The organism is Mycolicibacterium sp. MU0050 (assembly GCF_963378085.1).
GTDB lineage: Bacteria > Actinomycetota > Actinomycetes > Mycobacteriales > Mycobacteriaceae > Mycobacterium > Mycobacterium wendilense.
The window spans coordinates 3,228,302-3,240,257 of record NZ_OY726395.1 but is presented as its reverse complement, the minus strand read 5'-3'; the positions used below and the strand labels follow the sequence as shown (position 1 = coordinate 3,240,257).

12 protein-coding genes are annotated in these 11,956 nt (G+C 68.0%); 7 read left to right on the top strand and 5 right to left on the bottom strand.

Translation table 11 applies throughout. The features are described 5' to 3' along the window. Positions 1-38: 38 nt before the first annotated feature. Together R2K23_RS15315 and R2K23_RS15310 are read right to left on the bottom strand one after the other, a co-directional pair. Positions 39-959 (bottom strand): sensor domain-containing protein, encoded by a 921-nt coding sequence (locus tag R2K23_RS15315; protein ID WP_316510440.1) that lies wholly within the window; start codon positions 957-959, stop codon positions 39-41. 34 nt (positions 960-993) lie between these two features. Continuing rightward, the gene (locus tag R2K23_RS15310; protein ID WP_316510439.1) at positions 994-1,731 is read right to left on the bottom strand and encodes a sensor domain-containing protein; all 738 of its coding nucleotides are present in this window, start codon (positions 1,729-1,731) and stop codon (positions 994-996) included. A 298-nt stretch (positions 1,732-2,029) separates the two neighbouring features. Here R2K23_RS15310 and R2K23_RS15305 point away from each other — a divergent pair, with 298 nt between their 5' ends. After that, positions 2,030-3,511, top strand: coding sequence for a neutral zinc metallopeptidase (locus R2K23_RS15305; protein ID WP_316517314.1), 1,482 nt, complete (start codon positions 2,030-2,032; stop codon positions 3,509-3,511). Here R2K23_RS15305 and R2K23_RS15300 read toward each other — a convergent pair. Together R2K23_RS15300 and R2K23_RS15295 are read right to left on the bottom strand one after the other, a co-directional pair. Then, on the bottom strand, positions 3,508-4,575 hold the full coding sequence (locus R2K23_RS15300) for a DNA polymerase IV (protein ID WP_316517312.1): 1,068 nt from the start codon (positions 4,573-4,575) through the stop codon (positions 3,508-3,510). The two genes, R2K23_RS15305 and R2K23_RS15300, sit on opposite strands and share 4 nt — an antisense overlap. After that, positions 4,572-5,135: a TetR/AcrR family transcriptional regulator gene (locus R2K23_RS15295; RefSeq protein WP_316517311.1), complete on the bottom strand. Its 564-nt coding sequence runs from the start codon at positions 5,133-5,135 to the stop codon at positions 4,572-4,574. Before R2K23_RS15295 ends, R2K23_RS15300 begins: the two co-directional genes overlap by 4 nt. Before the next feature lie 135 nt (positions 5,136-5,270). On the opposite strand from R2K23_RS15295, the gene R2K23_RS15290 reads away from it, so the two are divergent. The 5 genes from R2K23_RS15290 (at position 5,271) to R2K23_RS15270 (ending at position 10,207) form a co-directional block, all read left to right on the top strand. After that, positions 5,271-5,852 carry an NAD(P)H-dependent oxidoreductase gene (locus tag R2K23_RS15290; RefSeq protein WP_316510438.1) on the top strand — a complete coding sequence of 194 codons (582 nt, stop codon included), beginning with the start codon at positions 5,271-5,273 and terminating at the stop codon, positions 5,850-5,852. 524 nt (positions 5,853-6,376) lie between these two features. Next, positions 6,377-6,619: a redoxin NrdH gene (locus R2K23_RS15285; RefSeq protein WP_316510437.1), complete on the top strand. Its 243-nt coding sequence runs from the start codon at positions 6,377-6,379 to the stop codon at positions 6,617-6,619. A gap of 81 nt (positions 6,620-6,700) precedes the next feature. Beyond that, positions 6,701-7,153 carry a class Ib ribonucleoside-diphosphate reductase assembly flavoprotein NrdI gene (nrdI, locus tag R2K23_RS15280; protein ID WP_316517309.1) on the top strand — a complete coding sequence of 151 codons (453 nt, stop codon included), beginning with the start codon at positions 6,701-6,703 and terminating at the stop codon, positions 7,151-7,153. Continuing rightward, positions 7,120-9,303, top strand: coding sequence for a class 1b ribonucleoside-diphosphate reductase subunit alpha (nrdE, locus tag R2K23_RS15275; protein ID WP_316510436.1), 2,184 nt, complete (start codon positions 7,120-7,122; stop codon positions 9,301-9,303). Before nrdI ends, nrdE begins: the two co-directional genes overlap by 34 nt. A 172-nt stretch (positions 9,304-9,475) precedes the next feature. Continuing rightward, complete coding sequence (locus R2K23_RS15270; RefSeq protein ID WP_316510435.1) at positions 9,476-10,207, top strand: LppU/SCO3897 family protein; 732 nt, start codon at positions 9,476-9,478, stop codon at positions 10,205-10,207. On the opposite strand, the gene R2K23_RS15265 is transcribed toward R2K23_RS15270, so the two are convergent. Continuing rightward, a complete protein-coding gene (locus tag R2K23_RS15265; RefSeq protein WP_316510434.1) occupies positions 10,192-11,076 on the bottom strand; it encodes a LysR family transcriptional regulator in 885 nt (294 codons plus the stop codon). The two genes, R2K23_RS15270 and R2K23_RS15265, sit on opposite strands and share 16 nt — an antisense overlap. Before the next feature lie 118 nt (positions 11,077-11,194). Here R2K23_RS15265 and R2K23_RS15260 point away from each other — a divergent pair, with 118 nt between their 5' ends. Continuing rightward, positions 11,195-11,956, top strand: a complete 762-nt coding sequence (locus tag R2K23_RS15260; protein ID WP_316510433.1) for an SDR family oxidoreductase — start codon at positions 11,195-11,197, stop codon at positions 11,954-11,956.

Here is an 11,956-nt window from a genome sequence, read left to right as displayed (position 1 = left end):
CGTAGCCGGTGCCGACGACACCCACCGGGCGCGGGACCTCAACTCCCGATGCCCTCGATCTTGCTCGCCACCTTGTCGACGAACGCCGGCACCACCGACTCCGGCACGTCGACGCCGCAGATCGCGAAGTCGATGACGACGTTGTTGCGCGCGGCCATGCCGTTGCGGCACACCCAGCCGCCACCGCCCTCCTCGATCTTGGTGGCCGCCAGAGTGCCATCGGATTCCTTGACGCCGACCACGGACCAGTAGACGGGGTCCGTGCCGACGACCGACAGGTTGACGGTTCGGTTCTCGCACGCCCGCCACGTGCCGGCGGTATCCGTCACATGTCGTTGCGCGCCGGCGGCGTCGGAGAACGACACCACGGTCTGGACCACCTTGCGCACCGGCCCCTCACCGAGGAGGAACTGCTGTCGCGAGGCGGTGAAGCCGCTGCCGCGGTAGGCCAGTCGCTCTCCGGACATCAGCGAGGTGCACTCGGCGTCGACCAGGGGTTCGTCGGCCATCGACTCGTAGATCCTGCCGTCGGTGCCGGGGGTGCCGATCATGGTGGCCGATCCTGCGATCGCCGCGGCTTCAGACGGGGTGGGCAGCAATCCGGCCAGCGCCGAGACCGGCACCGGGTCCACCGGCTCGGGCGGGGTTGTCGCGTCCGGCGTGGTGTCGGCGGCTGCGGTGGGTGCCGGCGCCGCACCGCCGTCGTCGCCCGTGACCGCGACGACGGTGCCGATCAGGGCCGCCCCCAACGCCACCGAGGCCGACAGGGCGACCCACAACGTGCGTCGCCCGCCCGGGCGCGGCGGTGGGGGTTGCCACGGCGGCACCCCGGGGTGGGCGGGCCAGTTCGGTGGCGGGGCCGGGTGCCATGACGGCGCCGGGCCCGCGTCCTGCGCGCCGCGGGGCGCGATGCGCACCGTCTTCTCGTGGCCGGCAAAGCTGGGCAGGGGTGCGTTCATGATGGGGCCTCCAAGGGGTCCGGTGTGGTGGGTTTCAGCTGCTGGGTGTGACGTTGTCGGCGATGGTCAGCGCGATCCGCTGGGCCTGACCGGTGGCGTTGCGGCCGCCCAGATCGCAGGCCAGCACGTCGGCGATGACCGGGCCCGTCTTGCCGGCGGCGGTGGTCAGCGCGCGTTCACAGACCACGTTGTCACCGGTCTGTCCCTGGACCAAAAGCGTTTCGCCCCGGAGCAATTCGGCGTCGTCGAGGAGCCATTGGGCCACCTCGCCCGCCTTGTTGGTGTAGCGCAGCGGTTGGCCGCCACAGCTCGACCAGGTGCGGGTGGACTCCCGCAGCTGCTCGGTTGCGGTCTGGGCGTCGGCGACGCTGAGCACCACCTGATGCACGAAGTGCCGCGCGCGGCCGGGCTTGCCGTCGGTCACGATCTGGATGGCGACCGCGCTGGGCTCGACGCCCGGGTAGGCCGCCCGCCTGCCCGGCTCGAAGGCGCCGACGCAGGCGGCCGGCTCCAACGTCCCGGTGGTGTTGCTGAGCTCGGTCCCGGACCCCACCAGCCGCATGGGTGCCGACGCCCCGGTGATGCGGCCGAGTTGCTGCGCGGTGGGCAGGAGCGACTCCAGTTGCGAGACGTAGGTGAACGTCGGCGTCGAGTCGGCCCCGCGGGCCGGCCCGGTCAGGGCGGCGGCCGGTGCGGCGCCGAAGACCATGGTGGCCACGACGGCCGCGCCGGCGACGGCGGTGCCGGTGACGGGAAGGGAGCTGCGGTTCATCTCGTCTCCTCGGTGTCCCGATTTCTGCATCGGATGCTACGACTTTAAACGTCAAACCGTAGCGATGCAATAGCTGCGGCAGTTTTCTTCGGCGACCCCCCCACGAGCCGGGCATTGCAGCAGGTACAGCGGCTTTACGCGGGCTCGTTCGGGGGTGAACCCCCGCGAATTCGCCGGGCTGACGCTTCGGTTCGGCGCAAATCCAGCCCGAAATCCCGGAAGTGTCGAGTAGAAACCGAAGCATCAGCTACGATTTGTCGCGGTGCGACGACCGCATGACGAAAACGGGAGGGTGGACATGGGCAAGCGCAGGCATCGGATCCTGGCGCGGACGGTCGCGCTGGCCGCGGTCGCGACCACCGTGGCGGCCGGCTGTTCGGTCAGTACCGAGGGCTCGGCCGTGTCGCCGCTCTATGACCCCTATCGGGTCGGCGGTCTGCCGGCGGTGGACGGCCCCAGCGGGGCCCGACCCGACGCCCCCCGGCCCGTGGGCAAGGTGTACGGCACCGACAAGGGCGACATCGACACCCTGGCGCTGCTGGCCGTCAACGACATCGAGGAATTCTGGTCGCAGCACTACCGCGAGCCGTTCGCCGGGAAGTTCCGCCGGGTCAACCGGCTGATCTCCTATGACGCCGAGGACCGCGACAGCCCGCTGGTCTGCGGCAGTAGCCCGTACGGTCAGCCCAACGCGTTCTTCTGCCCCCGAGACCGCTCGATCGCCTGGGACCGCGGTGTCCTGCTGCCGATCGGGGTGAAGTACTTCGGCCCGATGTCGGTGGTCGGCCTGGTGGCCCACGAGTACGGGCACGCCCTGCAGTACATGGCCGAACTCGTCGACCGCGACACCGCGCCCGTGGTACGTGAACAGCAGGCGGACTGCTTCGCCGGCGTGTACATCCGGCATGTCGCAGAAGGGAATTCGCGCCGGTTCCAGATCGACACCGCCGACGGCCTGAGCCACGTCCTGGCCAGTCTGATCGCCATCCGCGACCCCGTCATGGGTCCCGACGATGACCAGATGTTCGAGTTCGGTCACGGCACCGCGGTGGACCGGGTCACGGCATTCCAGACCGGCTTCGTCCAGGGTCTCGACGCGTGCGCCGCCATCGATCTGCGCGACGTCGAGGAGCGCCGCGGGGAGCTGCCCATGAGTCTGGGGGAGGGCCGCGACGGCGCGCTGGAGACCGGCGAGGCCCCGATCAACGAGCGGACCCTGACGGTGTTGTTCGAGGGGCTCAACCAGATCTACGAACCGACGCAGGCGCCGCAGCTGGTATTCGCCTCCGCGCCCGAGGATCACCGCTGCTCCGACGCCGAGGCCACCGCGCCCGCGTCCTACTGCCCGGCCACCAACACCGTCACCGTCGACGTCGATGCGCTGCGCACCCTGGGCGAGGCCGGCGACGAGCGAACCAATGCGGTTCTGCTGCAAGGCGATAACACCGCCCTGTCCATCGTGGTGTCGCGGTATCTGCTGGCGGTGCAGAAGGAGCGCGGCGTGGCGCTGCGGTCGGCGGCGACGGCGCTGCGCACCGCGTGCCTGACCGGGGTGGCCCAGCGGCACCTCAGCGAACCGATCGAGCTGCCGTCGGGCGAGAAGCTCTGGCTGACGGCCGGGGACGTCGACGAGGCGGCGGCCGGGTTGTTGACCAACGGCCGGGCCGCCACCGATGTCGACGGCGGCACCGTGCCCGCCGGGTTCACCAGGATCGTGGCGTTCCGGTCCGGGTTGGTCGGCCACGCCGACGGCGAGACCTGCTACCAGCGCTTCGGTTAGGCGGGCGGCTGCAGTTCCAGCTGGACGCCGAGGAGGCGCACCGGCCGGCCCAGGTCGAATTGATCGAGCACGGCCAGCGCGGTCCGGCAGATCACCGCCGTCTCGGTGCTGGGGGCGGCGAGCTTGCGGATCTTGGTGCGGGTGTAGAAGGTGCTGGTTCGGACGGTCACCGCCACCCGGGTGACGACGCGGCCGTCGGCGACCACCTCCTCGAGCGTGCGTCGGGTCAATTCGGTGACTGCGGCATCGATCTCGTCGCGGTCGGTGAGATCGGTGGGGAACGTCACCGCATGACTGCGGGACCGCGGCACCCAGGGTTGCGAGCTGACCGTGTCGTCGCCGCCGCCCTTGGCCAGCAGCAGGATCCACAGGCCGGTGGACGGGCCGAAGGTGGCGGTGAGGGTCTCCGCGTCGGCGGCCGCAAGCTCACCGACGGTGGTGATGCCCAGGGCCGCAAGTCGTTTGGTGGTCTTGGGCCCCACCCCCCACAGTGCGTCGACCGCACGCTGGGCCATCAGGTCCATCCAATTGGCGTCGGTGAGCACGAACACGCCGTCGGGTTTGGCGAACCCGGTGGCGACCTTGGCGCGCTGCTTGTTGTCGCTGATCCCGACCGAACAGGACAGTCCGGTCTGACCGGCGATCAGCGTCTTCACCCGCTGTGCCAACTCGACCGGGTCCTCGGTGCGGGCGCCGAGGTAGGCCTCGTCCCAGCCCCAGACCTCGCAGGGATGCCCGAGGTCGCGCAGCAGTCCCATCACCGCCTCGGAGGCGGCGTCGTAGGCGTCGGGGTCGGCGGGTAGGAAGGTGGCCTCCGGGCAGCGTCGGGCCGCGGCGCGCAACGGCATGCCGGCATGCACCCCGAATTCGCGCGCCTCGTAGGACGCGCACGTCACCACTTTGCGGGCCTCGGTGGGGTCACCGTTCCCGCCGACGATCACCGGGGTGCCGATCAGGTCGGGCCGTCGGCGCAACTCCACCGCGGCGAGGAACTGGTCGAGGTCGACGTGCAGGACCCAGCGCGGCGGCCCGGTCTCCGGGCTGCCCGACGCTGCCGTGGTCAGCGGCCGCACAGCTTGCGGGCCAGACTCTCCCACGCGTCACCCACCTGTTCGACGGTCAGTCCGTCCGTGCCGATCCGGTGCTCGACGTAGTCCGCGGCCAGCAGCGCCATCAGGGCATCGGTCTGCGCGTCGAGATCGCCAGTGGTCTCGGCCGTCTCCAGCAGGACCCGGATGTGGCGGCGCAGGAGCAGCATCACCGAGGTGGAGCGTGCCTGCGGGTCGCGGCTGGCGGCCGAGAGCAGCGCGTGGTGGGAATGGGCGAACCGGATCCGCTCGCGGCCGAACGCGACCAGCCTATCCAGCGGCGCGGCGCCCGGGCCCAGCGGCGGCGGGCCGAACAGGAACGCCTGCTGGCTGGCGCGTTCATCCTCGTCGAGCAGGACCATCATCAGGCCGGCGCGGCTGCCGAACCGGCGAAACAGCGTGCCCTTGCCCACCCCGGCGGCCGCGGCGATGTCGTCCATGGTGACGGCGTCGGCGCCGTGTTCGGCGATCAGGCGGCGGGCCGCATCGAGCAACCGGATGCGGTTGCGAGCGGCGTCCCCGCGTTCGGCGGGCATGGCCTCGGTCAGCGGCAACTCGTAGGCTGCACCGACGGTATCCACAGGCTCGATTTTAGCTCAGCCGGAATTAATCGGACCACAGTCCGGTTGGCTGGTGGGAAGATGTCCAACGCAACGGATGAAGGGACGAGGATGGTCGAGACGGCTGAGACGACAGCGGATGTGAAGGTGTTGGTGCTGGTGGGAAGCTTGCGAGCGGAGTCGGTGAACCGGCAGATCGCAGAGCTGGCCGTGGCCAATGCGCCCAAGGGCGTCACGCTGACCATCCACGAGGGGCTCGACGAGGTGCCGTTCTACAACGAGGACATCGACGCCGAGCCGTTGCCGGCCGCCGCGGCGGCGCTGCGGGAGGCGGCGCTGGGCGCCCATGCGGTGCTGGCGGTGACGCCGGAGAACAACGGGACCGTTCCGGCAGTGCTCAAGAACGCGATCGACTGGCTGTCCCGGCCGTACGGCAACAGCCCCATCAAGGACAAGCCCGTCGCCGTGATCGGCGCGGCGCTGGGTCGCTACGGCGGCAGCTGGGCGCATGACGACGGGCGCAAGTCCTTCGGCATCGCCGGCGGTGCCCCGGTCGAGGAAATTTCGCTGTCGGTGTCGACCAGGGAGTTCGACGGCCGGCATCCGGGGGACAGTGCCGAGTTCGTGGACCGGGTGCGCGCGGCCGTACAGCGCCTGACCGCCGAGGTTGTCGAGGTGGCCGCCGCCACTTAGGCGGGACAACGTGGGGTCTACAGTCGCCGGCGGGTCTGCCTTGACCCGCCGGCGACTTTGCTGTAGCCGGCTTTGCGCCCCGGGTGCGGCGCCCGTCGAGGCGGCGTTGTCGGTGCCCGGTGGTAGAGATGTCGGGCGACCTACGCACAGTTGGACGGCGCGCACCGGGGTTTCGGCGTGTTGTGATCTACGACACGCCGATGGGCGGGTCTCCGACGGGCTTACGACCTGGGAATTTCATGAATGTTGTTCAGAACATCTGGTATCTCTTCGCAATGTCGGCCACTAGGTGTAGTGTCTGACAGGCCGACAGACCCAAGATCATGAAGGTCAGACGGACCGCAGAAACCGAACCGGATCAGTCCGGGAAACCCCGGCGGAGGCGGTCCCGCAGAGACGGAATTTCGGGGCCGACCGGCGCGCTGAACAGCAGTGAGTGTCACCCGTTGAACAAGTCCGAAACCAAGTACAAGTCGATCGAACAATCGACTTCGCTGAGCATAGTGAGGGAGACGTAGGAGAAGATGAGCGTCACCGTGTACACCAAGCCCGCCTGCGTGCAGTGCAACGCCACCTACAAGGCGCTGGACAAGCAGGGCATCGCCTATGAGGTCGTCGACATCAGCCTGGACAGCGAGGCCCGGGATTACGTGATGGCCCTGGGCTACCTGCAGGCGCCCGTCGTCGTCGCCGGCGACGAGCACTGGTCGGGCTTCCGGCCGGACCGGATCAAGGCGCTGGCGGGAGCTGCCGCGGAGATCGCTTGACCACATCCACGATCGAGACCGGAAAGGGAGGGGTCGACCGTGCCGAGCACTGACACCGAGCGCGCCGAGCAGGTGCAGCCGGTGGGCAGCCTGGTCTACTTCTCCAGCGTGTCGGAGTACACCCACCGATTCGTGCGCAAGCTCGAATGGCCCGGTCCCGTGACGCGCATCCCGTTGCATGACCGCATCGAGGTCGACACCCCGTACGTGCTGATCCTGCCGACCTACGGCGGCGGACGCGCCAACGGCCCGGACCCCGACGCCGGTGGGTACGTCCCCAAGCAGGTCATCGCGTTCCTGAACAACAAACACAACCGGTCGTTGATCCGCGGCGTGATCGCCGCGGGCAACACCAACTTCGGCGCCGAGTTCGCCTACGCGGGCGAAGTCGTCTCGCGTAAGTGCGGCGTCCCTTTTCTCTACCGATTCGAACTGATGGGCACCACGGACGACGTCTTCGCCGTCCGGGCGGGCTTGAAGGATTTCTGGAAGGAACAGACGTGCCACCTACCGTCACAGCTGCAGAACCTGTAGTCACCTCGGGCGCGCACACGGCGCCTTCCGGGACGCAGTCCGAACTGGACTATCACGCGCTGAACGCGATGCTGAATCTGTACGACGCCGACGGCAAGATTCAGTTCGACAAGGACGTGCTGGCGGCCCGGGAGTTCTTCCTGCAGCACGTCAACCAGAACACGGTCTTCTTCCACAGTCAGGACGAGAAGCTCGACTACCTGATCGAGAAGGAGTACTACGAGCGTGAGGTGCTCGACCAGTACTCGCGCAACTTCGTCAAGTCGCTGCTGGATCGCGCCTACGGCAAGAAGTTCCGGTTCCCGACGTTCCTGGGCGCCTTCAAGTACTACACGTCCTACACCCTGAAGACCTTCGACGGTAAGCGCTACCTCGAACGCTTCGAGGACCGCGTGGTGATGGTGGCGCTCACGCTGGCCGCCGGCGACACCCTGCTGGCCGAGAAGCTGGTCGACGAGATCATCGACGGCCGGTTCCAGCCCGCCACCCCGACGTTCCTCAACTCGGGCAAGAAGCAGCGCGGCGAGCCGGTGAGCTGCTTCCTGCTGCGCATCGAGGACAACATGGAGTCCATCGGCCGCTCGATCAACTCCGCGCTGCAGCTGTCCAAGCGGGGCGGCGGAGTGGCGTTGCTGCTGACCAACATTCGCGAGCACGGCGCGCCGATCAAGAACATCGAGAACCAGAGTTCCGGTGTCATCCCGATCATGAAGCTGCTCGAGGACTCGTTCTCCTACGCCAACCAACTCGGCGCTCGGCAGGGGGCCGGGGCGGTGTACCTGCACGCGCACCACCCCGACATCTACCGATTCCTGGACACCAAGCGGGAGAACGCCGACGAGAAGATCCGGATCAAGACGCTGAGTCTGGGTGTGGTGATCCCGGACATCACCTTCGAGCTGGCCAAGAAGAACGAGGACATGTACCTGTTCTCGCCGTACGACGTGGAGCGCGTGTACGGGGTGCCGTTCGCCGATGTCTCGGTCACCGAGAAGTACTACGAGATGGTCGACGACGCGCGGATCCGCAAGACGAAGATCAAGGCGCGCGAGTTCTTCCAGACGTTGGCCGAGCTGCAGTTCGAGTCCGGCTACCCGTACGTCATGTTCGAGGACACCGTCAACCGGGCCAACCCGATCGACGGCAAGATCACCCACTCCAACCTGTGCTCGGAGATCCTGCAGGTCTCCACCGCATCGGAGTACAACGAGGATCTGTCGTATTCCAAGGTGGGCAAGGACATCTCGTGCAACCTCGGCTCGCTGAACATCGCCAAGGCGATGGACTCGCCGGATTTCGCGCAGACCATCGAGGTGGCCATCCGCGGGCTGACCGCGGTGTCGGACCAGACCAGCATCGTCTCGGTGCCCTCGATCGAGAAGGGCAACAACGAATCGCACGCCATCGGCCTGGGGCAGATGAACCTGCACGGCTACCTGGCGCGCGAGCGGATCTTCTACGGTTCCGAAGAGGGCATCGACTTCACCAACATCTACTTCTACACGGTGCTCTATCACGCGCTGCGGGCGTCGAACAAGATCGCCATCGAACGCGGCACGGCCTTCAAGGGCTTCGAGCGCTCGAAGTACGCCTCGGGTGAGTTCTTCGACAAATACACCGATCAGGTGTGGGAGCCGGCGACCGAGCGGGTGCGCCAGTTGTTCAGCGACGCCGGCATCCGGATCCCCAACCAGGACGACTGGAAGCGGTTGAAGGAGTCGGTGCAGGCCCACGGGATCTACAACCAGAACCTGCAGGCCGTCCCGCCGACGGGATCCATCTCCTACATCAACCACTCGACGTCGTCGATCCACCCGATCGCCAGCAAGGTCGAAATCCGCAAGGAAGGCAAGATCGGCCGCGTCTACTACCCGGCGCCCTACATGACCAACGACAACCTGGAGTACTACCAGGATGCCTACGAGATCGGCTTCGAGAAGGTCATCGACACCTACGCGGCCGCCACTCAGCATGTGGACCAGGGTCTGAGCCTGACGCTGTTCTTCAAGGACACCGCCACCACGCGCGACGTGAACAAGGCGCAGATCTACGCGTGGCGCAAGGGCATCAAGACGCTCTACTACATCCGGTTGCGCCAGATGGCTTTGGAGGGAACCGAAGTCGAGGGTTGCGTGTCCTGCATGCTGTAGACCGTCGCCGGCCGCGGCGCGCCACTCGGGCCTCCGCCGATCGTGCGGTTTCGTCCGGGACGCGCCGTGGCGGCGTCGCAATCCGCAGCATCGGCCGCCGCGTACAAATCGGTGAGCACGCCAACGCGCAGATCGGGTTAGGCTCCCCACAACATCTATCAGGGGGATCGTTGTGGTCGAGTTGTTCGCCGATGACCTGGTGGCCTACCGGTTGGGCAGCGCGACCGCCGCGCTGATCTTTCCGCTGGCCGGTGCACTGTTGTTGGCCGTCGGGCTCTACCGCCGTCGCGCGCACCGACGCTGGGTGACCCGCGACGCCGAGCGCCTGCTGCAGAACGACGACACCGGCCCCGCCAACCTGGGCGACCACGGGCCGTCCCGGCCGGCGGGGCGGGGAACCGTGTTCCTCGTGATCGGTTCCCTGGTGACGCTTCTCGGAATCGGGCACGTCCTGTCGGCGCTCGCCGACACGCGTGCCGCGCCGCCTTCCGCGAGCAATCTCAATGAGGGACAGTGCATCACCGCCGAGGACTTCGCGGCGCGCAGGTTGAACGTAGAAGCTGCCGATTGCAGCAGCTCCGACGCCACGCTGCAGCTGGCGTCGAAGGGTGACGCGACCGCGAGTTGTCCGGACGGCTCGCGTGGTGGCGCCAGATACCCGCTGTTGACCAGCGGGGTACGGACGTACTGCTTCATGTTCAACCTGCGTGAGGGCCGCTGTTACGCGCTCGGCGCCACCGTCGCGCCTGCCGACTGCGCGGATCCCGCCGCGAACGTCAGGGTCATCCGTCGCGTCGACGGTGTGGTCGACGATCCGGCTTGCCCGCCGGCGGCCAAGACCGTTGTCTACCGGGAAACGCCACGGGCGTACTGCTTCGTCGCGCCTCCTCACGCCGGGGGATAGGCGGCCAGCAGCTCCGCGCGTAGCGGGTCGGTGGTGTGCGGCAACCACAACGCCTGCACCGGAACCTGCGGCGCGTCATCGAGTTCGCGCACCGCGACCCGTCCTTCGAACCGGGCACCGACGGGCCCGGTGACGAAGGCCGCCGCCTGCGGCGCCGCCAGTACCGCGGTATCCGGTGGGGTGCCCTGGACCCGGTTCACCACCAGATCGGGCTCGAATCCGGCCCGTCGGCATTGCGCCACAAGGAAATCGGTGTAGAACGACGTGTGCGGCGGCGCCCACACCACGATCGGTGAGGACGCGAGTTCGGCCAGGGCCAACCGGGCGCGCCCGGCGAGCGGGTGGTCGCGGTGCAGCGCCACGCGCAACGGGTGGTAGGTCAGCGTCGCACCCGCGAGGCGGTCCGGCAGGGCGACGCCGCGCCGCAGCATCAGGTCCAGGGTGCCGTCGTACAGCTCGTCGGCCACCGCGGACGGGAACACCTCCCGCACCGTGATGGACACCGGGACAGCGCGGGCGATCAGCGGTTCCAGCAAGACGAACGCCTCATCGGCGGTCACCGCCGGACTGCGGCCCACCACGAACGGGCGTTCGCGCTCGGCGCCCGCCTCGCGGGCCCGGGCGGCCAGTCGGCGCGCGCCGGCCAGCACCGCGGGTGCGCCCTCGTACAGGGTGCGTGCCGAGGCGGTGGGCGCCAGGCGCCGCCCGGACCGGGTGAACAGCAAGGTCCCCAGCTCGCGTTCGAGCTGCCGCAACGCCGCGGAGAGTGCTTGCTGGCTCACGTGCAGCCTGGCCGCCGCCGCCGCGAGGGTGGGCTCCTCCATCGCGGCGACGAACTGTTCCAGGCGGCGGAGGTCAGGCGTGGTCACCCGCCCAAGATACACAAGTAATAGTTGTTAAAGGTCCATAAATATTCGCTTGTTGGTTGAGTGTCCTGCGCTTAGTTTGGAAGCTACAGCAAATATCACAACCGTCGGAGGACACGACATGACAGACAGCGCCCGCAAACTTTCCGGCAAGACCGCCGTGGTCGCCGGCGGCGGCAAGAATCTCGGCGGCCTGGTGAGCCGCCATCTGGCGGAGCAGGGAGCCAACGTCGCGGTGCACTACAACAGCGCCGCGTCCGAGGCGCAGGCCCGGGAGACCGTCGCCGCGGTCGAGGCCGCCGGTGCCCGCGCCCTGCTGTTCCAGGGCGACCTGACCGCACCGTCGACCGTCACCGCCTTCTTCGATGCGGCCGCATCGGAATTCGGCGGCATCGACGTTGCGGTGAACACTGTCGGGAAGGTCCTACGCAAGCCCATCCTGGACACCACCGAGGCCGACTTCGACTCGATGCTCGACATCAACGCCAAGGCGGCGTACTTCTTCATCAAGGAGGCGGGTCGCACCCTCAACGACGACGGCTCCCTGATCACCATCGTGACCGCGCTGCTGGGCGCGTTCACCGACGGCTACTCCACCTACGCGGGCGGGAAGTCTCCGGTGGAGCACTTCAACCGGGCCGCCGCAAAGGAATTCGGCACCCGCGGCATCAACGTCAACGCGATCGCACCCGGCCCCATGGACACCCCCTTCTTCTACGGGCAGGAGACCCCCGAGCGCGTCGAATTCCACAAGTCGCAAGGGATGGGCAACCGCCTGACCCTCATCGAGGACATCGCGCCCATCGTGGATTTCCTGGCCACCGACGGCCACTGGATCACCGGGCAGACGCTGTTCGCCAACGGCGGGTACACCACCCGCTGA

Excerpts from the sequence above, each read along its gene's own strand:
- R2K23_RS15295 (WP_316517311.1), bottom strand. The coding sequence starts at position 5,135 with ATGCCCGCCGAACGCGGGGACGCCGCTCGCAACCGCATCCGGTTGCTC.
- R2K23_RS15310 (WP_316510439.1), bottom strand. The coding sequence starts at position 1,731 with ATGAACCGCAGCTCCCTTCCCGTCACCGGCACCGCCGTCGCCGGCGCG.
- R2K23_RS15305 (WP_316517314.1), top strand. The coding sequence starts at position 2,030 with ATGGGCAAGCGCAGGCATCGGATCCTGGCGCGGACGGTCGCGCTGGCC.
- R2K23_RS15290 (WP_316510438.1), top strand. The coding sequence starts at position 5,271 with ATGGTCGAGACGGCTGAGACGACAGCGGATGTGAAGGTGTTGGTGCTG.
- R2K23_RS15260 (WP_316510433.1), top strand. The coding sequence starts at position 11,195 with ATGACAGACAGCGCCCGCAAACTTTCCGGCAAGACCGCCGTGGTCGCC.
- R2K23_RS15285 (WP_316510437.1), top strand. The coding sequence starts at position 6,377 with ATGAGCGTCACCGTGTACACCAAGCCCGCCTGCGTGCAGTGCAACGCC.
- R2K23_RS15315 (WP_316510440.1), bottom strand. The coding sequence starts at position 959 with ATGAACGCACCCCTGCCCAGCTTTGCCGGCCACGAGAAGACGGTGCGC.